This window comes from Paenibacillus allorhizosphaerae (assembly GCF_042659105.1).
GTDB lineage: Bacteria > Bacillota > Bacilli > Paenibacillales > NBRC-103111 > Paenibacillus_G > Paenibacillus_G allorhizosphaerae.
Genome location: NZ_JBHSRV010000009.1, coordinates 134,237 through 156,254 on the forward strand (window position 1 = coordinate 134,237; position 22,018 = coordinate 156,254).

The 22,018-nt window shown below is 49.5% G+C and carries 21 protein-coding genes and 1 pseudogene; 4 read left to right on the top strand and 18 right to left on the bottom strand.

Annotated features, from left to right (window positions below):
• Positions 1–46: 46 nt before the first annotated feature.
• From ACFQI7_RS26910 to ACFQI7_RS26930, 5 genes are all read right to left on the bottom strand, one after another.
• Positions 47–2,182, bottom strand: a complete 2,136-nt coding sequence (locus ACFQI7_RS26910) for an MMPL family transporter (RefSeq protein ID WP_218100710.1) — start codon at positions 2,180–2,182, stop codon at positions 47–49.
• A 31-nt stretch (positions 2,183–2,213) separates the two neighbouring features.
• The gene (locus ACFQI7_RS26915; RefSeq protein WP_218100709.1) at positions 2,214–3,368 is read right to left on the bottom strand and encodes an NAD(P)/FAD-dependent oxidoreductase; all 1,155 of its coding nucleotides are present in this window, start codon (positions 3,366–3,368) and stop codon (positions 2,214–2,216) included.
• 5 nt (positions 3,369–3,373) lie between these two features.
• On the bottom strand, positions 3,374–4,105 hold the full coding sequence (locus ACFQI7_RS26920) for a methyltransferase domain-containing protein (RefSeq protein ID WP_218100708.1): 732 nt from the start codon (positions 4,103–4,105) through the stop codon (positions 3,374–3,376).
• Complete coding sequence (locus ACFQI7_RS26925; protein WP_218100707.1) at positions 4,098–5,249, bottom strand: type III polyketide synthase; 1,152 nt, start codon at positions 5,247–5,249, stop codon at positions 4,098–4,100. The genes ACFQI7_RS26920 and ACFQI7_RS26925 overlap by 8 nt, the downstream gene beginning before the upstream one ends.
• Before the next feature lie 173 nt (positions 5,250–5,422).
• Positions 5,423–6,970, bottom strand: coding sequence for an FAD-dependent oxidoreductase (locus ACFQI7_RS26930; protein ID WP_218100706.1), 1,548 nt, complete (start codon positions 6,968–6,970; stop codon positions 5,423–5,425).
• A 154-nt stretch (positions 6,971–7,124) separates the two neighbouring features.
• On the opposite strand from ACFQI7_RS26930, the gene ACFQI7_RS26935 reads away from it, so the two are divergent.
• Both ACFQI7_RS26935 and ACFQI7_RS26940 read left to right on the top strand, forming a co-directional pair.
• Positions 7,125–7,913 (top strand): hypothetical protein, encoded by a 789-nt coding sequence (locus tag ACFQI7_RS26935; RefSeq protein WP_218100705.1) that lies wholly within the window; start codon positions 7,125–7,127, stop codon positions 7,911–7,913.
• On the top strand, positions 7,913–8,371 hold the full coding sequence (locus ACFQI7_RS26940) for a hypothetical protein (protein ID WP_218100704.1): 459 nt from the start codon (positions 7,913–7,915) through the stop codon (positions 8,369–8,371). The genes ACFQI7_RS26935 and ACFQI7_RS26940 overlap by 1 nt, the downstream gene beginning before the upstream one ends.
• A gap of 27 nt (positions 8,372–8,398) precedes the next feature.
• Here the strand turns inward: ACFQI7_RS26940 and ACFQI7_RS26945 are convergent, their stop codons facing one another.
• The 13 genes and pseudogenes from ACFQI7_RS26945 to ACFQI7_RS27005 form a co-directional block, all read right to left on the bottom strand.
• Positions 8,399–9,016, bottom strand: a complete 618-nt coding sequence (locus tag ACFQI7_RS26945) for a VC0807 family protein (RefSeq protein ID WP_218100703.1) — start codon at positions 9,014–9,016, stop codon at positions 8,399–8,401.
• A gap of 44 nt (positions 9,017–9,060) precedes the next feature.
• Positions 9,061–10,068: a hypothetical protein gene (locus tag ACFQI7_RS26950; protein ID WP_218100702.1), complete on the bottom strand. Its 1,008-nt coding sequence runs from the start codon at positions 10,066–10,068 to the stop codon at positions 9,061–9,063.
• Positions 10,065–10,868, bottom strand: a complete 804-nt coding sequence (locus ACFQI7_RS26955; RefSeq protein WP_218100701.1) for a MerR family transcriptional regulator — start codon at positions 10,866–10,868, stop codon at positions 10,065–10,067. Before ACFQI7_RS26955 ends, ACFQI7_RS26950 begins: the two co-directional genes overlap by 4 nt.
• Positions 10,869–11,005: 137 nt before the next feature.
• Positions 11,006–11,638, bottom strand: a complete 633-nt coding sequence (locus tag ACFQI7_RS26960; protein WP_218100700.1) for a DUF2812 domain-containing protein — start codon at positions 11,636–11,638, stop codon at positions 11,006–11,008.
• A 16-nt stretch (positions 11,639–11,654) separates the two neighbouring features.
• Positions 11,655–11,966, bottom strand: coding sequence for a PadR family transcriptional regulator (locus ACFQI7_RS26965; protein WP_218100699.1), 312 nt, complete (start codon positions 11,964–11,966; stop codon positions 11,655–11,657).
• Positions 11,967–12,117: 151 nt separating this feature from the next.
• Positions 12,118–12,234, bottom strand: a pseudogene (locus ACFQI7_RS26970) (cupin domain-containing protein); the annotation flags it as partial.
• 92 nt (positions 12,235–12,326) lie between these two features.
• Complete coding sequence (locus tag ACFQI7_RS26975) at positions 12,327–13,595, bottom strand: nucleotide sugar dehydrogenase (protein WP_218100698.1); 1,269 nt, start codon at positions 13,593–13,595, stop codon at positions 12,327–12,329.
• Positions 13,596–13,620: 25 nt separating this feature from the next.
• Positions 13,621–14,535 (bottom strand): Gfo/Idh/MocA family protein, encoded by a 915-nt coding sequence (locus ACFQI7_RS26980; protein ID WP_218100697.1) that lies wholly within the window; start codon positions 14,533–14,535, stop codon positions 13,621–13,623.
• 30 nt (positions 14,536–14,565) lie between these two features.
• Positions 14,566–15,570: a glycosyltransferase family 4 protein gene (locus ACFQI7_RS26985; protein WP_218100696.1), complete on the bottom strand. Its 1,005-nt coding sequence runs from the start codon at positions 15,568–15,570 to the stop codon at positions 14,566–14,568.
• 15 nt (positions 15,571–15,585) lie between these two features.
• The gene (locus ACFQI7_RS26990; RefSeq protein WP_218100695.1) at positions 15,586–16,680 is read right to left on the bottom strand and encodes a glycosyltransferase family 4 protein; all 1,095 of its coding nucleotides are present in this window, start codon (positions 16,678–16,680) and stop codon (positions 15,586–15,588) included.
• A gap of 41 nt (positions 16,681–16,721) precedes the next feature.
• Positions 16,722–17,720, bottom strand: coding sequence for a glycosyltransferase family 4 protein (locus ACFQI7_RS26995; protein WP_230415266.1), 999 nt, complete (start codon positions 17,718–17,720; stop codon positions 16,722–16,724).
• A gap of 43 nt (positions 17,721–17,763) precedes the next feature.
• On the bottom strand, positions 17,764–18,735 hold the full coding sequence (locus tag ACFQI7_RS27000) for an NAD-dependent epimerase/dehydratase family protein (RefSeq protein WP_230415241.1): 972 nt from the start codon (positions 18,733–18,735) through the stop codon (positions 17,764–17,766).
• Between the two features lie 24 nt (positions 18,736–18,759).
• Entirely contained in the window at positions 18,760–19,761 is a 1,002-nt protein-coding gene (locus ACFQI7_RS27005; RefSeq protein ID WP_218100693.1) for an NAD(P)-binding domain-containing protein, read from the bottom strand.
• Positions 19,762–20,012: 251 nt separating this feature from the next.
• Between ACFQI7_RS27005 and ACFQI7_RS27010 the strand changes: the two genes are divergently transcribed.
• Positions 20,013–20,966, top strand: coding sequence for an NAD-dependent epimerase/dehydratase family protein (locus tag ACFQI7_RS27010; RefSeq protein ID WP_218100692.1), 954 nt, complete (start codon positions 20,013–20,015; stop codon positions 20,964–20,966).
• 4 nt (positions 20,967–20,970) lie between these two features.
• Complete coding sequence (locus tag ACFQI7_RS27015; protein ID WP_377517909.1) at positions 20,971–21,984, top strand: glycosyltransferase family 4 protein; 1,014 nt, start codon at positions 20,971–20,973, stop codon at positions 21,982–21,984.
• Positions 21,985–22,018: the final 34 nt, after the last annotated feature.

The following is a 22,018-nucleotide window of genomic DNA, read 5'->3' on the forward strand; positions in this document are numbered from 1 at the left end:
AGTAACACAAGACGATCGGAAATGTAAACCAATTTCACCCAAAGCTTTACGGACGCCACCAATTCCATTTGCCGAGCAATTTCATCAAAGACGGTACGAGCATCATCCGAACGATCGTGGCATCGATCAAAATCGCTGACGCTATGCCGATCCCAAGCTGCTTGACCCCGGCCACTTCTCCGAAGGCGAAGGGCACCGTGACCGCAATCATAATCGCAGCCGCCGAATTAATGAGCCTGCTGACCGTGGTCAGACCTGCCAGTATGGCTCGGCTATTATCTTTTGTCCGCTGGTAGGCCTCAAAAATTCGCGATACGAGGAACACCCCGTAATCCATGCTGATGCCAAAAACGAGCCCGAAAATAAATACGGGAATCATGATCGCAATGCTGCCAGGCTCGATTCCGAAGCGCCCTTCCTGAAAGATCCACACCAGAATCCCGAAAGATGCCCCGAGGCTAAGCAAATTCATCGCAATCATTTTGATGGGCATGAGAACAGATTGGAAGGCGAAGAACAGCACCGCATAATTGGAGATGAAAATGAATAAGAGTACGTACTTGATGTTTTGAAAAATGCTGTCGAACACTTCCTGCTGGTACTTCGCTTCACCGCCTAACAAGAAAGGAAGATGGGAAGACTCTCCTTCCTGCTCCCAATGCCTGAGCCAACGCATCACTTCTTGAGAGGAGGGCTCTCCGTCCAGTGTCACGCGCAACAGCATGCGGTTGTCTTTAACAAAGGATTGAAGAATCGGCTCGTAGTTCGCTTTTAATGCCGGTTTTTGATATAGGAAAAACAGCGATTCGGGCTGCATGCGCAACCTCGAAAAAACAGAGTCCACTCTTTGTACCGCCGGATCGTTCTCCAATCGTTGACTAAGCGCGTAAGCATGAAGCCAATCTTCTTTTTTCAAGCCATGCGATTTTCCTTGAACGACGATAACTACGTCCGAACTTGTTCGGGAAACGAAATGGTTTTGATAGGCTTCGAACGCCATTCGGGAAGAATAGTGCGGCGGTAAGGAGGCAGCATCGGGAATTGCCAATTTCATTTGGCTTAATGGCACCAAACAGAGTCCGAGCAGCAAGGAAGCGAGCAGCCCCAAGCGGACCGGCCTTTTCATCACATAGGCTGACATGGCGTACCAGAAACGGCCATTTCCGGCAGCAACGAGCCGTTTTGGGCTCTCCGCTTTCAAGATAGGCGACAGAAGAAACAATAGAGCAGGAGCGAGCGTGAATGTTAGTAATACGGAGACCGTCAACACCGTCATCGCGCCTATAGCGATCGAGGTGAACATAGGAAGCGGAATGAACAAGATGCCCATTAAGCCGAAAAGGACGCAGACCGCTGAAAATAATACCGCTCTGCCTGCGGTTTGCATGGTCGTCATCAGCGCTTGCGGCGCTTTCTCCCGCTTCAGCTCCTCTTGAAACCGGCTGACCAGCATCAAGGCAAAATCGATGCTTAAAGCGAGTCCCACCATGGGGATGACATTCAGAACAAAGTTGGATATTTCCATCGTTTGCCCCAGCCAATAGATCAATCCCATCGTGCCGGCAACGCCGATCACCCCGATGATAACGGGAATTGCCGCAGCCACGATTCCTCCGAAAGCAAGGCACAGGATAAGGAAGGCGGCCGGAATGCCGAGCCGTTCCGCTTTTCCCAGATCCGTTTGGCTGGCCCGGTTCACATCCGCCTGAACGACCGATTTGCCCGTCAGTTTCGCGGAAATCGAGGTATGATGGGGCAAGCGCCTTTGCATTTCGTCGATGACGGGTTTCATTTCATGGGGCGATTGCGTAAAAGCAAGCAGCGCATAGGCGGCATTCCCTTTCAGCATCCCTTCCCTTTCCAGCGGTGAGACGATGTGGCTGAGTCCGTCGATTCCTTGCAGCCGGATCAACGTTTGCTGAATGTACTGCCGGAATTGTTCGCGGGATACGGCGTGCTGCTTTTCGAACATCACGATAACAGGGTCCTTGGGAACGTGGAAATCGGAGGACAATATGCGCTCCACCTGAACATAGGCTCCGTCCGGCATGAGGCCGTGATCCATGAGAACGGCGGGCAGCTTGGGGGCGTAAAATCCGAAGAAGATGAGAAACATCGTCCAAATCAGGATGATGGTTTTGGGGTATCGAATGGACATGACGGCAAGCTTTTGAACATCCATAACTATGCTCCTCATTGCACGGATGTAAGCGTTAGGAATCGATCGGTTTTAATCTTGTCGCTTTCATCAATTCGTAGGCTAGTCCCGGAACGAGCCGGACAGCGCCTAACAGAAGACGAGGCGCCATTGGCATGCCGAGCAGCGAGTGAAGCAGTCTTCCCCACTGCATCGGACCGTGAAATTCCCGCCGGATGGACCGTACGTATTCGTGCTGCCAACGGGCGAGCGAAATTTTCCCGCTTAAATAGCGGTCTGCGAGCGGCGCGCACAATAAAGCCGAACGCAGCGCCATCGACATCCCGTCTCCGCACAGCGGCGGGATCATAAGCGCGGCGTCTCCCACATGGGGAAGCGAACCCCACGCAAGCGGCTTGCGGCTTAAATCTACCGGAGCGACGGCCGCTTGAGTACCGGGGACCGGGACGGCATTCGCCAACCTCCGATCCAGCTTCGCGTTCCTGCGGCGTGCGGCATCGATCCACCCCGCAATCGTTTTTTCGTTGTTCCGAAACGATTTTCGTTCCAGCAGCGCCGCGACATTGACGAGTCCGCCTTCTATGGGGGAAACGCCTACATAGCCTCCCTCAAAAAAATAGAGCTCCACAACCGGCTCCATATCGATCCCGCTAAAATGAGATTTCACCCCGATATACGTAGGGTCCGCTTCGCTGTTTGGTCGTTGACGTTGAGCTGAAGAAAGTCCGGCACGCCCATTCGCGCCCCACGCGGCGATAACCGCCCGTACATGGTATGCGTTTCGAACGTCCCCCTGCTTCGTCTCAATCGTATACCCGCTTTCATTGGGACATACGGACGTAACCGCAGTTGCGGCTTGCACATGCACACCGGCGTCGATCGCCGCACTAAGGAGAGCGGAATCGAGCAAATAACGACTTACGCCCAGCGCGGTACCGGGGAGAGGAATTTCGATCGCGTCCCCGCCGCCGAGGACCAGGCGCGTCCGATGTATCCGGCTCGGCTGCAGCGATGCCACCGGTCCATCCAAGCCAAGCAGCTGCAGCATAAGCTGCGATTCGGGGGAAAGAAATTCGCCGCATACTTTATGCCGCGGAAACGGCTTCCGGTCGAATAAAACGGTATCCCAGCCCCGATCCGCTAAAGCTTTGGCCAAGCTGCTGCCGGCGATTCCTGCGCCTATAATCGCGACTTCCCGGTTGTCATTCATCCTATTCAACTCCGATGAACGGTATTGAGACCGCTTTTTCGGACCACCGCCACATAGCGAAACAACGGTCTCCAGGCGTAAAACAGATCGGAACATCCCAAAGCTTCCCCGAGACGTTTCCAATCCTCCGCACGAAACCCTTTCGCTACAGACAACGGCCCGTCGTTTAATATATATTTGTTGCTTGAGATCATCCTTGTCGTCATCCATACCGCAGCCCAAGGAATCCAGTGTCGATGGATATCATTGATGACGACACCCCATCGGGACGCCTTCAGCATGCTTTCAACGACCCCGGACAGCTCGCGAGCAGCAAAATGATGTACGAATTGCGTCCCGGTGACGACATCCGCACAGCCTTCCGCAAGCTCGAACAAATCGCTTCGCATCACATGCACCCGCGGCTCGTTCCGAAACAGCAGCCTCGCCTCTTCGCAAGCTTCTTCCGTGATATCGGCGAGCGTGATTCTCAGATCGACCCCGTTCCTATCCGCCCATCGCAAAATGTGAGCATTGACATCGCCGGCCCCCGCTCCAATGTCCAAGATGGAGAAGCGGCGCGGCTTGTCCGCTTCGATCCACAAACGCTGCACGCCGTACAGCGTAGGCGCAGCGGCGCCGAAAATCCGGTTCAACCGTCGAAGATGCCGCAGCGCGGTCCGCAGCTCCGGTCCCCCCGTCGTAAAGTCGTCCATCAGCTCCTTCGTTGACGCCCGCTGCTTGAAGCTTTTAAACATAAGCTTCATCCCGAACAAGCGCTTGCAATGGGACGGTCGGGACATAATCGATCTGGATGAGCTCGCACGTCAGTCCCGGCCCGAACGCCAGCGCTACGCCGCTTGCCCGTCCGGAGCCGCGGCTTGTCAGCTCGCGCCTCATTTCATCCAGCACGAATAATATGGTGGCGGAAGACATGTTGCCGTAATCGCGCAGCACCGTGCGGCAGGAGCGGGTTTGTTCCTCCGCGAGCCCGAACATGTCCTCCAACGTATCTATAATGCCTTTGCCGCCGGGATGAATCGCCCACAGCTTCGGCTTCTCGCCGCCATCGACGAATTGCTCTAACGGCTCCGCGATGAACTGGCCTATCAGCTTCGGAATGCTGGTGGACAAATAAAGATCAAAGCCGTTATTGCCTACCTCCCACACCATCTCCTCGGCGCCGCCCGGCAGCAGCATGGAATACGGTTTGCCTAATTGAAAAATACCGCGATGCTCAGGTCCTGAAGCACCTACAATGCAAGCGGAAGCGCCGTCGCCGAAAAAAGAAGCGCCGAATAAAGCTTCGCGCGTAGTGGAAGGTTGAATGTGAAGCGTGCACAGTTCCACGCATACAATTAATACTTTGTCGGAAGGATGACTCCCGACGATTTGCTGCGCCAGGCCGACGGCCTTTAATCCGGCAGCGCATCCTAGAAAAGTGAGTGGGATCCGATTGACGGTCGCAGCCAATCCCAGCTGCCGGACCAAGGCGGCATCCATCCCCGGAAGGAATTGCCCGGTGCAGCTCACCGTGATCAGATGCGTGATTTCGGACAAGTCGACGTTGCCCTCCGACAACGCTCGTCTCGCAGCCTTCAGCCCAAGCGGTACGGATTCTCTTTTATATACTGCCATTCGTTCCGCAGTGGAAGGCACAAGCTTCGCGGATTTCCCCGGAAAGTAGCGGCATTGTTCGGCAGACTCCAACAGATTCGGTTCGCAAGTGTAACGGACGTCCACTCCGCATTGCTTGAATATTCGTTTGGCCCATCTGGCGGAATCGGGATGATCAACTAATCCTTCGGCTAATCTTCTGGCGGTATCGGCTTGATCAAGACGATAATCCGGCACGGCTGTGCCTATTCCCAGAATCGCAATGATTGGATCGGCCTCATTCATCTTCTATATTCATCCTCTCGCGCAATTCGTTATCGGTCAGACAAGCACCCTTGCTTTAAACATATGTATTCACAGGTTCAACCAAATATGATGGGAACCCGTGATTGCATACAATAAAGAGCAGCCCCATCGTACATCGTACGCAGAGCTGCTCTTCGGCAAAGCCAAGAAGATTATCGTTCCACTGCTTCCAGCACGGCTAAAGGCTTTTTAGCCGGCCCCTCCAACACTTCCCCTTTGTATGAAAATCTCGAGCCATGGCACGGGCAGTCCCAAGTTCGTTCTCCGTCGTTCCATTCGACTTCGCATCCCATATGCGTGCACGTCGTATCTACGATATGCAATGCGCCTTCTTGATCGCGGTAGGCGCCGGCTCTTTTTCCGTTGACTCGGACGACCGCCCCTTCACCGGTTCCCAGCTCCTCCGGCTTCTTGAAGACCATTTCCAGCTTGCCTGACACGAGATGATTCACCACATCCGCATTTTGGACGATGAGTGTTTTTAAGCTCGGATCGGCGTGGAATCTTGAAGGGTTAAACAGCTCCCGGTACGGGCTCTCGCTTCCGGTAACCAGCTTGTCGATGAGCAGCGCCGCTGCCGTTCCCGTCGTCATGCCCCACTTTTTGTAACCCGTCGCTACGAGAATGTTGGGGTCATCCGAAGTGATGGGGCCGATATACGGAAGCTTGTCGAGCGTAACCAAGTCTTGTGCCGACCATCGGTAACGGATTTCTTTTATTCCCAGCTGTTCCTCTCCGAACCGTTGCAGCGCCTCATAATGCTGGAATGTGCATATGCCTTGCCCCGTCTTGTGGCTTTCGCCTGCGATGAGAACCATTTTTTCGCCGTTCACCGTCGCGGATCGGAGCGATCGTTTGGGCTCCTCGGCGCTAATGAACATGCCGCCCGGAAACTCTTCTGCGGTCTTTGCAGCTAAGATATAGGCTCTTTTGGCGTGCATTTTGGCAAAGTAAAATCCGCCGCCGTCGACGAAAGGAAAGTGCGTGCACGCGATCGCGTAATTGCAGGTGATGCGCTGCCCTTCATTCGTAATTACGGTTGCCGGGCTTCCTTTTTCCACGCTTACGGCCGTCGTTTGTTCATATACTTGGCACCCGTGCTGTGTCGCTTGTTCCAACAAATGCGTCAAATACGGCATCGGATTGAATTGAGCCTGGTTTTTCATAACGACGGCGGCTTTCGTTGGAAAAGGTAAAGGCGCTTGATCCATATAAGCTCCCGGTATTCCCAATGCTTCATAAGAAGAGAATTCCGAAGCGATCTTCTTCACATAGTCTTCCGCATTGGTATAGATGTAAGCATCCTCCTCTGTCAAATCGCAGGAGATCCGATGCTCGGAGACGGTTTGCTTAATGAACTGCAGCGCCTCTTGGTTGGCATCGAAGTACAGCCTTGTTTGCTCTTTGCCAAAATGCGAAATGAACTCGTCATAAATGAGATCATGCTGAGCCGTAATTTTTGCCGTCGTATGCCCCGTGGTGCCGCCAAGTACGTTGCCCGCTTCAATCAGCGCGACTTTGAGCCCGCGTTTGGACAGCAGATAAGCGGTTGTGATGCCCGAGATGCCGGCGCCGACGATGGCTGCGTCTACACGGATATCATGAGTCAGCTTTGGAAAATTCGGAATACGCGAAGTGGCAATCCATAACGATTCCGGAAACTGCGGAAGGGTGACTCGGGGAAATTGGTTGTCATGCATGACGATCCCTGCTTCCATTTTTAAACATAATATGTCCGATTCGGTCTCGTTCCATTCGGTATGATGCTTTGGGGCAAGCTAACGATGCTTGTATAATTATTCCATACATAACTCAGAATATAATCATAAAATGCGCTTTAAGGTGGAATTGGGATTGGAAAATTTCCGAAATCCGATTGGTAATCGGCGGTATAAAGCCCATGTAAGCTTACTCGGGACCACTCAGCTGCATAAACGAAACCCTTATACAATAAGCGCATGGTCCATGGCCTTTCCTGGTTTCGGTCATTTACTTTTGAATAAATATCTTCGCGGTTATGCCCTTATCTTATGGGAAGTGTTCATTAATCAGAAAATCCATTTAAATTCAGCCCTGGTGTATTCGTTTAACGGCCAGTTTCAAATGGCTAGGGAGCAATTGGATCCCCGATTCATGGCACTCTACATTCCCGTGTACTTGTTTGCGATCTGGGACAGTTATCGAACAGCAGTGGACATGAACAAGGTGTACCTTCTTGCGCAAAGAGAAAATGGCCCCTACAACCAGTTCAATATCGGTTCGCTTGAGGTCAATTATCTCGATAAACGCAAGCCATGGCTTGCATTTGTATGGTCCATGGGCATACCTAGCGTAGGCCAACTATATCTGCACCGCATTGTATTGGCTGTGTTCATCTTGATCAGCACGATTATCATCGTATCGCAATCCAATATTGTTCTTGCCATTCACCATTTAATTTTAGGGGATATTGATTCGTCCTCCAAAGTTTTGGACATGCAGTGGGTCCTGTATATGCCTTCTTTTTATTTCTTTACGATTTACGACGCATACGCTAATACGATAGAAAACAATAAATTATTCGATGACTCGCTAAAGCAATATTTATTGCAACAATACCAGCCGGAAGGCACCATTCTAGCCATAGGGGAACAAGTGGAATAATGCAGATTTTCGCCACGTTCGAATACTCGCAATTTCTTGAAATCGTAATTACGGAACTTGAGGCCAACGGCATAACCGGGATCTATGCAGTACCGCTTGATTTGCGAAAAAAAGAACCCCGCTTGCTGGACAGCATACACCGTGCCGATGGAATGTCGTTTATCGATAAAGGCATGATCTTAGCCTTTATGTTCGCCACCGTCGGGGCTTCCAAAGGATTTGTATGGACATGGGGGCCAGTGATCTGGGGGTTGATCGGGGCGCTTGTCGGCTTTTTGACAGGTGTATTGATCAGCGGGATCATTTACTTCGCTAAGCGTCACCGAAATCAAAGCCAGATTAAAAAAGGGAGGAAGGGAGAAGTCGTTCTGGTCGTAACTTGCAAGGAAGAACAGGCTTCTCTCGTCGCAGACATTTTATGGGATCATAAGGCAATCGGTTTAGCCAAAACGAAATAATACTGCCTTCAACGCTCAGACGTACATTCAATCGTACTTTTTTTGCCAAAGAATATATCGGACGGCCAAGACTAATACGGCCAACATGACCAGGGTAACGATGCGCGACCAAATCAGGAACATGCCTGTCGATAACGAAAATGCGATGATGACGTGCACAATCCCGTCCATGATAAACAGGCTACCGAATACCGACGTAGCATGCGAAAATTTGCGGCGAACGACCAGCTTATTGAATCGCTCGGGGTCGCCCGCTTTGAGCGAACGAAATAAGATTAGTGCTAAAGGCTTTTGAATTGCCACAGATGCCAAGGCAACTACTCCGATCAAACAAGCAACAACCGGATGATAAAGCTTAAGCGGCATCGATCCCCCGCCGGACAACACCGATATGAGGCAAGCTGCGCCAAAGCTCGCTGCCCCCAACAGTCCGATCCAATCGATTTGGCGGACGCCGAGCATTTGCACGATAACCCAGAGCGCCGGAACGGCTCCGGAAATGGCAAGCGCAGCGGTGTCGGTCGCCACGATACCGCGCAGCAAGGAATACAAAACGAGTGGAATAAGCCAGTTCACAACCAGACTCGGGATACCCTTTTTCAACGTCTGCCGGGAATGCTGCTTCATTTCTGCTCTCTGCATCATTTCATTTCACTTCCTTCTCTTTTTCGTTAAGCATTACCGGGAGGTTATCGCTTTGCATAATAGCGGGATACCGCGTCGAAGGACTGTTTAGGTTCCCAAGTCATATCGGAATACCGCGTCCCTCGCCCGTCCCCATAACTCTTGACCAAGCCGTAGCTTGCCATGTCCAGATCGTGCAGAGGATCTTGATCGTGAACCAGTACCGGAGAGACAAACGTATAGACGAATGCCCCCTCAACACCTGCATCATCGAGAACCGTTAATTGCTCGACAAGTTCTTTCGCTTGCAGTGCCTCGTCCCTTACATATTCCGCGTTGAGGCGCTTCCGGGGCTGAATCGTCCGATCCACAATCATCCACCCTCTTCCTCCGGCTTGCTCCGCCCCTTGATACGTACAGCAGCCGAATTCGGTAATAACCACAGGCTTCTGCCATTCTGCATAAGACTTAAGCTTGCCGGCATAGGAAGCTTGATTGCGAATATCCCGGTAATAATCAAGACCGACGTAGTCGAACAAACTCCAGTCCACCGTTTCGAGCGGCGCCGAAGCGTAAGTGACTTCTCCCCGAAACACCTTCCGGACATCCTTGCTGGCTTTGGCAAGAAAGGCTTGCAGCGGTTTGTTGTGCGCGCCTGTCCGAATGCTTTCCATAAAGTCCGGACCGCTGACTCGTTCAAAGATCGTGTCGCCGGCCAGTATCCCCTGCATGAATAGGCTTAACTCACAGCCTAGTATAAACACCAGTTTGGGGTAACGCCGGCGCAGCGCTTCGGCGCTCTCGGCGCAAGCTACAGTGTACTGCAGCGTCTCTTCTTCTTCTTTGTCATGAAGATGCGGCGACAGCCATACTTCAAGCCCTTGTATGAGCGCAATTTCCGCTGCCGTTATCAGACGCCCGGGATCGGTACCCGAGATCCTGATCGCATTGCACTTCAGGTCATTTTTAATAATCGCAATCTCGCGGCTGACGACCCCTATATCGAACGTGGGACGTGACATAAAGCCGCTTGTTTCAACACCTACGTCATAGTTAACCCCTTTACGATTCATTGACTACGTTCTCCTTTACTCTTGGGCAATGTAATGTTGTTATTTCGTAAATACGTAAGAACGGCTTCTCTTAAAAATGACAACGTGGCTTCTTTCAAATCGGCGGCATCCGGCGGCCAGCTGCTTTCGTTGATCACCAGCCCGTACATATCATGCAGCAACGACAAGTCTCCTTTGGTTATCAGCATCACAAGCTTCCACCACATCTCTGCCAATTGCTGGCCTTCCACGCTTTCCGGCTGTTCTTTGCGCCGGTACAGGTCAACCAGTTTCGCCGACAAAGCTTGCAAACCTTTATTGAATTCGGCCGCGCCGTTCTCGTCAAAGCGTTGAATGAAATACTCCGTCTGTTCCTTAGACATACTCCGGCTCAAAAAGAAGTACGGATTATCCGATCTGGACGCTTTTGTGATTAAAAGAAGCCGTTCGATGCCGATTTCGCTGCCTGTTTCGATTTCCTCAATCAGCTGATCCATTTGGTCGACCGTTTGTTGAATATGGGCGATCTGTTCGACTAATATCGTTCTTTGCTGTCTGAACACCTGGGACAGCTCGGCGGCCGAATCCGCTGGCAATAGTTTCTGGCTTATCTCCTCCAAGGAGAAGCCCATCGATTTGAGAAAAAGAATCTGCTGCAGCCGAATGATGTCCCGTTTGCTGTACATGCGCCGTCCGCCGTCGGTGTATCCGCTCGGGACCAAGAGCCCGCATGAGTCGTAATACTGCATGGTACGAACCGTCACGCCGCCCTTTCGCGCAAGTTCCCCCACCGTGAAAAATTGTTCATTTTCGCTGTTCATTGCGCTCACCTCTTTCGTTTTCATTGTAGTATGTTACGTAACGTCACGAGCAAACACTTTTTTCTTCCCGCCTCCATAAAAAAATGGACATCCCCGTCTGCAGAGTACGGATGCCCATTATTATTTGTAACTCTCACCTAATTGCGGATGATTTTATCTTCTTGCGTTTTCTTATATTGTTTATTTGCCTTCACCGCGAAATACAGATAGATCAAAATGACAGCCGGAAAGAAAAGCCACAAGAAGCCTCTAAACAGAGCGAATGGCGTTTCGAAAAGAAAGGCTCTCCAGAACGCCCCTCCATGTAATTCCCACAATCCCGGAGTAAAATATAGCGACTTCGGATCAAGCAGCACGCCCGGTTCGATGGTGTCCGTGGAAATCAGCGCTGCCATGATGGGGATGAAACAGCAAGCGAGCGTAGCCCACATATCCGACAGCCGCTTATAACGGCCGGCTTTGGAGTCGACATCGGAGAAAATGTCTTCACTACCCTCTTTGCCCGCTTTCTTGAAATATTGATAGCCCGAGCTTTTCGTTCCCGCGAGATGCGCCCATCCGCTGTCCTCAAATAAAGCACGGTAATCTTCGAAATCGTCCTGCTTTTTAAACGTGCGATAATCTATCTTTATCGTTGCATCCTCGGGTTCGGCCAATTCGAATTCATAGCCGAACGACGTCTTTTTTGCGAATCGGTAACCCTGTCTGGCCATAGCGATCAGCCAGTTTTCTTCTTCGTCGAAGTTAGTAAAAAACTTGTATTTTTTCATGCCGGGTTCCTCCCTTTCAGCTCAATCGGTCTGTCGTTACGTTAATCATGTGCTTCATGCGCTCCAGGTCCATGCGCAAAATATCCAAGCCTTTGTCGGTAATGGCATACACCTTGCGCCGGCTGTCCTCGCTAGCCACAGGCTGAATGAACTTTTGCTTCATCAGATTCTCAATCGCGCCATACAGCGTGCCCGCGGCCATTCGAACTTGCCCGCCGCTCAGTTCTTCGACCTTCTGCATGATTAGATAACCGTGCGCCGGCTCGACCAAGGCCAGCAAAATGTAATAAACGGTTTCGGTCAACGGCAAATGTTTGTCTCGTTCCATGTTTCTCCTCCTGTGAAAACGTATATCGCGAAACTATATATCGTTTAACTGTATAGTTATACTATATACAACAGGACTGTATATTGCAACACAAAAAAACGGCAAAATGCCGAAATATTCGGATGCCGTTTTGAGTGTTAATTTTCATTTATTAGAGTTTCATATATTCTTCATCGGTCACGGGTTCTAACCAATCTGTTTGCCCTGGTGTAAGTGCTAAATGAACAAACCAGCTATCTTTTGTAGCCCCGTGCCAATGTTTTACATTAGGTGTTTACAAAAATATATACAACTGTGAAAAACCACGCTAACAAAGAGAGGAGCCTACGGCGATTAGCAGACTCCTTAATGCATACAACTTTATAATGTAACGATATGATTCAAAGTTCTGTATTTGCCAGTGGCGTGTTTCGTGTCAAAAACCAACCGCGCGTTTGAGACGATAAACTCCATCGGAAGCCCGGAGTGATCCATCAATATCAATACGCAATCTGCAGATTTCAACTGCTCCCTGGTCAGCTCCACGCTATCAAACGGACATCCGTCCACCGTTATGCTTGGGACGATCGGGTCATGATAACGAATGTCAGCACCCTTCTCTACGAGTAACGACATGATGCGAAGCGCGCTTGATTCGCGCAGATCGTTTACATCCTTCTTATACGTGACGCCTAGCACGAGGATTGATTTTCCTTGCCAGTTCGAATCGGCGAACAATCGGCTTAAACGGCTTACGATATAGTCCGGCATCGAATCATTTACTTTTTTCGCGATTTTTATAAATTCCAGATCGGCTCCCACGCTATCGGCTTTCCATTGTAAATACAACGGATCGACCGGAATGCAATGTCCGCCGATCCCCGGCCCTGGGTAAAAATGTAAGTTGCCGTAAGGCTTGCTGTTAGCCGCATCGATCACTTCCCAAACGTCGATGTTCATCTTTTCGCAAAACTTGACGATTTCATTCATAAAAGAAATGTTAATGAAGCGTTGGCTATTCTCCATCACTTTCGCCATTTCAGCTGCGCGTGGAGAAGAAACGGGAATCACTTTTTGATAGATAGGGGAATACAGCTCTGTAATTTTTTGAAGACACGTATTCGTGACGCCGCTGACAATTTTCGGCATCTCGGTGAGACCGAACCGTTTATCGCCGGGATTAATCCGCTCTGGCGAGTAGGATAAATAAAAATGCTCCCCGACCCGCTTCCCGTTTTTTTGCAGAATCGGGAGCAGCACTTCTTCCGTCGTCCCGGGATACGTAGAGCTTTCAAGGACGATCAGCTGCCCATTGAGCGGAATTTGTTCGATGTGCTGACCGGCCAGCTCGACGTATTTCAGATCGGGGGCCCCGTGCTCCGTAACAGGCGTAGGAACACATATGATCACCGATTGGACATGGGCGATCTTGGAATAATCCATAACAGCCTCAAATTTCCCCCCGGTCATTAACCACTCAATCTCCTGATCGTTCAGATCCGAAATGTAGCTGCTCCCGGCATGCAATTTATTTATTTTAGAAGGGTCCAAATCGACTCCCACAACATGCAAGCCGTTTTCCACCAATAGCTTGGCGAGCGGCAATCCCACATAACCCAATCCGATAATTGCTGCTGAATTGAAGCGCATAGCTGAACTCCTTCCTCCATTTCATTTAGAGTGACGCTGAAATTTTCCGGCGGATTTTGTTTACCAAGGAAAGCGCGGCAAGACCATCCTCTCCCGTCACTTTCGGTTTTTGTTTGTTATGAATGCTTTCGATAAAATGAATCAATCCCAGCTTTAAGGGATCGGCATCCGGTACGGCTACGGACTCGGAATCGCCTGGTTTCCATAGGCTAGATTTGCGAACCGTCCTGTTCAATAAATCGGCAACAATAATGCAGCTACTAGTAACGACACGAATCGTGCGAACCTTCTCATTGTACAGATGACTCGCCGTTATCCCGGCAACCGTACCGGATTCAAGCTTGAGCAGCGCTTCAGCATGCTTGATGCGGCTGTCAACCTGCTTGCCTAACGCAAAATATTGCTTCACCCGATTTCCGAGCAGTTCAAATAAAATATAGATATCGTGAATCATCAGGTCGCTCACAACGTCCGCATGGATCATGCGCTGCTCCAGCGGACTCAACCGGTGCATTTCTATAGACACGACTTCCTCGTTTTTTATAAGATCTTTCAAGACGGCGACCGTCGGATTGAATAGTTCGATATGTCCTACTTGAAGAACGACTTCGTTATCGCTCGCGCTCACAATCAATTTTTTGGCTTGCGCCACGGTTTCGGTAATCGGTTTTTCCATGAAGACATGGACCGATTGATTCACACATGCCAGACCCACTTGAAAATGCGCTGGGGTTGGAACGACGACGGATACGGCATCAACCTTCTTGAGGAGGTCTTGAAGCGAACGGAAGGCTTCGCCTCCGGACTGTTCGGCTACATCGCATGCGCGCTTGTAATCCGTGTCAAAAACTCCTGCCAATTGACAATAATCGTGTAAAGAGGAATAAACGCGTGCATGATTTTTCCCCATGGAACCCGTCCCGACAACTCCTACTTTCAAGTGACATTCACTCCCTTCAAAAAAATTGGGTTATAACTGCCGATACAGTTCGGCCAGCTGCTTTGCGATTTTTAATGAATCATGATGCATTTCAACGTAAGCTCTTCCCTGTAAACCAAGTTCAGGCAATCTCTCGGGGTGGCCGACCAACCTTTTAAGCTGATCGTACAGGTTATCCGGATTGGCGTTGATGATGGGCAGCTCTTTCGGATACGTGTCGAGCAGCCCGTCACGGATGTAGCATACGACAGGTTTACCTAAAGCCATCCCTTCAAGGCTGAATATCCCGAATGAACCTATACGCAGCTGATCTATGATCATGTCCGAACGTTTATATATTTGAACGGCTTCTTCATGCGAAACTCGGTGAAGAATTTGAAGCTTGGCAGCGTATCCTCGCTTCTCCAGCTTTCGGACCGCTTCCCGCACAAATTGGGTTCCTTTGATAAACGAATGGGATGGGGCGTGCACAATAAGGGGCGCTTTCGCCGCAGCGGACGGATAAGACGGTTCGAACCTTCGAAGATCGATGGCCTGGCGGATGATATGGATCTGTTTGTAAAATTCCCGGACGTAAGGTAATAGCTCATGATCCGCTACGATGGCATGGTCTATGAAAGCGGAAAGCTTCCGCAGCTCGGAAACGATTGCTTTCTCGTCGGGATATTTCACCTGAACGTAAGGATTTCCGTATTGGCGGGCGATGGAAAGTCTTCGTACGTCGGAACCGCGATGTTGGACGACCACTTTTTTCCCCATCTTTTTCAAATACTCCAAGTCGCTATGATCCGGAAGGAACGTCTGGCCGAAATGAAAATGAAAAACATCAAATTCTTGAACCGCCCGGTTAAAAAATTCCGTTCTTATCATTACGTGCTTGGTTGGCGGAACCTGCTGCAGATGAAGGCACAAATCCGGCTTGAAATTGAAATTGGATTTGTAATAATGGCAGGAAGCCGCCTCCACACCGATCTCCCGCAGAGCGGAGCATAAGGTTACCATTTGTCCGCCATAGGGCAGATGAAGAACCTTCATGATGTCGCCCCCTTCCTACAGCTGCTTATAAACGTCGATCAGCATGTTAGCCACTTTTTCAAAATTATGATGTTGTTCAACATAACGCCGACCTTCCATCCCGAGCCTCACCCAGTCGGATGGCCGCTTCAAAAGATCCTTTAACACCTCATAGATCGTACCCGGATTCGCGCTGACGATCGGCAGTCCCGGCGGGAATGTGGTTCGAAGGTCATCCCGAATATAAGAAATGACGGGCTTTCCCATCGCCATAGCTTCCATGCTCAAGTTCGCGTAAGTTCCAACGGTAAGTTGATCAATTACGATCGTGGAATGCTGGTATATTTTCATAGCCTGCTCATGCGGCACCTTTTCCACCAGCTTGAACCGAAATTTCAGACCTTCTTTTTTCAATCGTTCCACGGCATCCAATACAAAATCCGTTCCTTTCACTTTCCGGTGCGAAGGCGCGTGAACCACGACAGGCTCGGATTTCGATGCGGGGTATTCCGGCCTGAACGATTGAACATCTATCGCATAAGGGACGATGTGAACTTTTTTATAATAAGGCTCGACATGGGGCAGCAGTTCATGATCGTTAATGATTACGTGATCGATATAAGTGGAGAGCTGCTTAATACTACTCCGGATTCTTTCTTCCGTCCAAGCTTCTCTGCCCTCGGCATAAGGATTGTTAAAGCTTCTCGCTACCGACAGTACGCGGGCTTCATCGCCGCAGTGATGAACAACCATCTTTTTCCCTTTGGCTGCAAACAGCTTCAAATCTCTTTTATCCGCAGTGAACGATGCGCCGAATCGAAACTGGAAAATATCGTACTTTTCCATTGCATCTTCAAGAAAAGCATTCCGAACGGCGACTCTGACCGCCTTGGGATATTCGTTTAAGTTCAAGCAAATATCGGATAGATACGAATATACGTCGTTATTAAGACTGCAGGATGTTGCATGTACGCCATGAGCCCTTAACGCCCGGGCTAGCGTTGCAATTCCGATGCCGTGCGGGGAAAGCAGCACTTTGCCCTTGATCGCATAATATTGTTGTCCCGAATTGTCGAACGGCGTCACACGAACGTACTTCTTTAGGATCGCCTGCCTGGAAATAGGATGCATAATTCAGCGTTTCTCCTTTCGGTCACTGGATGCTCCCCCCTCTAGAGCTGCTCATAGATCGGGATCAGCTTCTGAGCTACTTTCTCATAGCTATGGGTCTGTTCGACATAGCTCCGGCCTTCTTCGCCCAGTTTCCTCCAGTCGGAAGGCCGGTTTAAGAGATCCTTTAACACCTCGAATATCGTATCCGGATTCGCGCTCACAATGGGTAGTCCGCGAGGGAATGTGCCGCGAAGATCGTCGCGAATATAGCAAATGACGGGTTTTCCCATGGCCATCGCTTCGATGCTTAGATTCGCATAAGTTCCGATCCGCAGCTGATCAATCACAATGGCGGCTTGTTTATACAAATGCACGACCTGATGATGCGGCAAATTTTCCAGCAGCTTGAACCGAAATGGATATCCTTTTCTTTTCAAACGGTCGATGGCCGCCAGCACATATTCCGTTCCCTTGATTTCTCGATGCGACGGCGCATGCACAATAAGAGGCTTAGCTTCAGGAGAAGGGTAATGCGGGACGATCGGGCGAACATTGATAGCGTAAGGGACGACGTGAATATGTTGATAGTACGGTTTCACATAAGGCATCAATTCATTGTCGTTAATGATCGCATGACCGATATAGGCGGAAAGAAGCCTCATATTCGCATGGACCCTTTCTTCCGGCCAATTTTGTTTCACCAGAACATACGGATTATGAAAGCTTCTCGCAACGGATAATAAGCGCGCATCGGATCCGTTGTGGTGAACAATCAGCTTTTTGCCCCTATCTTTAAGAAGCTTTAAATCGCTTTTATCGGTAAAGAACGTTTCGCCAAAATGAAAATGGAAAATGTCGTATTTGTTCATTGCCTCATGGAAAAAAGCTTTTCTGATCGCTTCCCTCTCTTTATAGGGATGTTCGTTTAATTTCAAGCAAATGTCGGATAAATAGGAGTAAACGTCCCTGCTATAACTGCATGCTGTCGCATCGACGCCGTGGGCGCGCAGTGCTTGTGCCAGCGTACCGATCCCGATTCCATGGGGGGAAAGCAGCACTTTCAAGCCTATTCCTCCTTAAGCTAGCATCGAATACTGCTCTTCATCCGCTTATTTTCCCCCGAAAATATTGCGCGGTCGCGTCAATCCCTTCCTCCAAATCGACTTTCGCCTCGAATCCGAGCAATTTTTTCGCCTTTTCGACGTTCGGTATTCGGAGTTCGATATCGGCCGAGTCCGCTTCGACAAATTCAATTTCCGATTTTGAGCGCAATACGCGTATGATGGTGCTGGCCAACCCATACACGGTAATAACCGTCCTTTGATTGCCGATGTTAAAAGATTGGCCCACCGCTTCATCCCGAATCATCGTGCAAACAATCCCTTCGACCATATCGTCGATGTAACACCATGCCCGGATTTGCGTTCCATCCCCGTGGATCTGAAGATTTTCATTTCTCAATGCGCGCATTATAAAGGTGCGAATCGCTCCTTCCCCGACTTGGCCCGGCCCATATACGTTAAACGGTCTGACGGTTACCGTAGGAAGACCCTGTTCTTTATAAAATGCATACGCTAGATGCTCTTCCGCCAGTTTGCTGACGGCATAAGTCCATCGGGCTTCTCCCACTGCCCCCATAACCGCCGGACTTGTCTCGGTGGATCGAAATGCCATTTGACCAAATACTTCACTCGTGCTGAAGCAAACGACCCTTTTGCAGTTTTGGAGAGAGGCCGCGGCCGCAAGCACGTTATTTGAACCTACCATATTCACTCTCATCGTCGTCACCGGGCTTTTGATTACCGAATCAATCCCCGCTATGGCGGCTGCATGAATGATGTAGGTCGAATTCTGCATGGATCGTTTGACCGCTTCCGGATCAAGAATATCCCCTTGAACAACCGTTAAATTAGGATGATTATAATAAGGCTTCTCCTTCAATGCGTTTCTGGTGAAGTTATCGTAAACCGTTACTTTATTATGATTAATTAAACTCCCGACAACCGTCGATCCAATAAAACCGGCACCGCCGGTAACAAAAATATTTTCTCCCTGGATCATATCTTTGATCATGTAATCACTCCTTGAAATAGCCTCCTAATGCTCGTCTTCAAACACTTTGCTGTTGTAATACTGGAGAATGCCGCCTTTCCCGTCGGCTACGCCAATAATCATCTTGGGGGAATCGATTTGATCTACGACAATATCCCCCTTTACCCCTACGATGCCCCCGGCTACGTAAGTTTTGCCATCCACGGTGGAAGTCCCGGCGATATGATGTAAAAAATGCTCAGCTGACAAAATGCTTTCCATGACGTAAGGAAAAGCAATCCGTATGTCCAACCGAAAAATATTCAATCCCGATTGTTTGGCACACCATATCGCTTCTTCCGTAACCGTGCCGACGCCGCCGTCGATGATCAATGCTTGGCTGGCCAGCGATGATACCATCCCGCCGTCAATCACCGGATACCCTTGCGTCAATCCGATGAGTACATCGGCATTTCTTGCGGACAAGGCTGGGTCGGTTTCGCTATAAACCGTTCCGGCTGTAAAGCGGGTCTTCATGATATTGATAGCCGAAGCAATAATCTCGCCCTTATTGTCCCTTCGAGTGATGTAAACATCCGCCCCTCGTTCGACCAGCTTCAGCGCTACTTTGGAACCAATATTTCCTGCGCCGATAATAGAAACCTTTTTCCCTCTAAGATCCGGCACGATTTCGCTTACCAGCAGGTCGCAGGCAAGAGCGGTAATGTCGTTTCCTTTGAACGTTTTCATCTTGCTTTTTTTCACATATAATTTGGCTTCCGCCAAAAGATCGATGTGCGTCTGCTTTGCTTCCACGTCGATAAAAAAATAGTCTACCAGCCCATCCGCATACTGACATATCTCTCGAACATATTTAGGATCTTTGATTATAAAACTGCTCCCTATGACGCTTTCCGACTCTTTCAATGGCCCTATAACGAACGGAGGATTATTAGGTTTGGATGTTGTTCCGATCATAGCGGCTGAGCGTTTATTGCTCTCCTTCGCTTTCTTGATGCAATGGTCAATGATTTCTTTCAAAAGCATCACCTCGCTGCGCAAATCCATTGGAAGCTTTCTCTCCTATGGATTTATTTAGGACAGTATATGAACTATTTAGAAGAGTGGCATGGACCATAAACCAAATAGCGGCGCAATTAGACGCTTTTTGATACTGCCAATGGGCTTTTAAGCTATACCTATTTTTCCGGAAATAGATTAACGGACCATACCTCATGCAGCCTTTAGTGAATATATCTATATAGGAATCTGCAACAATGAAAAGGTTATGAAATTGATAAAAAGGAGCGTTTGATAGAGTGAACGATCTATTTCCGTACGGGACGGCATTGGTCACCGGTGGAGGCGGATTTATCGGCAGCCATCTGGTGGAGCAATTATTGAAATTAAACGTGAAAGTGACCTGTCTTGATAACTTTTCAGGCGGTAAACGGGAGAATCTTGCAGGATTTATAGATCATCCTCTGCTTACCGTTGTAAAGGCGGATATCACGAACTACGATGAAATCGCCGGCCATTTTCAAGGCGTCGAAGCTGTATTTCACCAAGCTGTATCGAAAAATAGCGTCTGCATGAAAAACCCGAGATTAGACTTGAAAACGAACGCCGAAGGCACCTTCAATGTCTTAGAGGCTTCACGAACCCATGGAGTGAAAAAAATCGTGCATGCTTCAACCGGTTCGGTATACGGGGAAGCCAGGTATGTCCCCGAGGATGAAAAGCATCCGACGAACCCTGTTTCATTTTATGGCACAAGCAAGCTGGCGGCCGAAAAATATTGCCAAGTATTCAAGCATCTATACGGGATGGACGTCTCGATTCTCAGGTACTTCCATGTCTACGGCCCGAGACAAGAAGATAACGATTACGGCGGGGTCGTTTCCATTTTCATTCGAAGGGTTTTGAATAATCAGCCACCCGTCATTTTTGGCGACGGCAGCCAAACCAGATCGTTTACGTATGTGAAAGACGTCGTGAAAGCGAACTTGCTCGCGGCCAGCCATCCGGAAACGAACGGCGAAATATATAATTGCGCGTCAGGATTGAAAATAACGATCAAACAATTGGCCGATCTTGTTCGAACCGAGCTGAATCGGAACGACCTCCAAGTCGAATTCAGAGGGTGGAAGCCTGGCGATATCAAAAACTTTGAAATCGACAACTCCAAAATCAAAGCGATCGGAATGAATTTCGATTGGAATTTTGAGCAGGGCGTAAGCGAGACCATCAAATGGCTTAAAAATAAATATTGAAGGTGTGAGAAATTTGAGAGTAGTACACCTTCCCTATGGAATCGGCATCAGCACTCTGAGCCGGGCATTGCGCGCCCAGGGAGTTGAGGCCGTTTCCTGCAGCTTGCGAACCCATCACTATGCTTATATGGCCGATATGAGCATGCATTTCGACGAATACCCGGAGGACAAAAGAAACGAATTACGAAAAGCGTTTCTGCATGAATTGATGGATAAATACGACATCTTTCATTTTCATTTCGGGGAGACGTTCTTTCCCGACAAGAGCGACCTGCAACTACTTCAAAATAAAGGAAAAAAAATGATCGTTCATCATCGCGGCTCCGAGGCACGAATGCTATCGATTGCGAAAGGGTTTAACAACCCGTACGCTCGAGTGAAGCGGTCATGGCCGGAACAAAAGATTGTTGCGAATCTCAAGCTTCTTTCCGCCTATATCCATCATGCGATTGTCCCGGATCATGAGCTGCTGCCTTATGTTAAGCCTTACTATAAACAAGTTCACGTCGTACCGTATGCCATTAATTGCAGCGAATTGATCCCCTGCTACCCGCCGCCCGATGCCGAACCGCTCGTTGTCCATGCTCCGTCCCATAAGGAGATCAAGGGCACCGCATATGTACTGTCGGCGGTAGGGCGTTTGAAGAAAAACGGATTCCCTTTTCGGTTCAAGCTCATAGAGAAACTCCCGCATACGGAGGCGCTTCGATTATATTCGCAGGCTGCGATTGTCATCGATCAATTGCGAATAGGCTCCTTCGCCAACTTGAGCTTGGAAGCGATGGCGATGGGCAAACCCGTCATTTGTTATATTCGCGAGGATCTGCGCCGCAAGTTCCCGCCCGAGCTCCCGATTGTAAGCGCAAATCCGGATACGGTTTACAATGTATTAAAGGATCTGTTGAGTCACCCCGAACGCTGGGAAAAGCTCGGTCTACAAGGGCGGCAGTATGTGGAACAATTCCATGGCATGGAAAAAATAGCGAAAGCCCTTATCGAAATTTATCATCGGCTTTAATGGAGGAATGATTCGTTGGAAACAAGAATGGAGG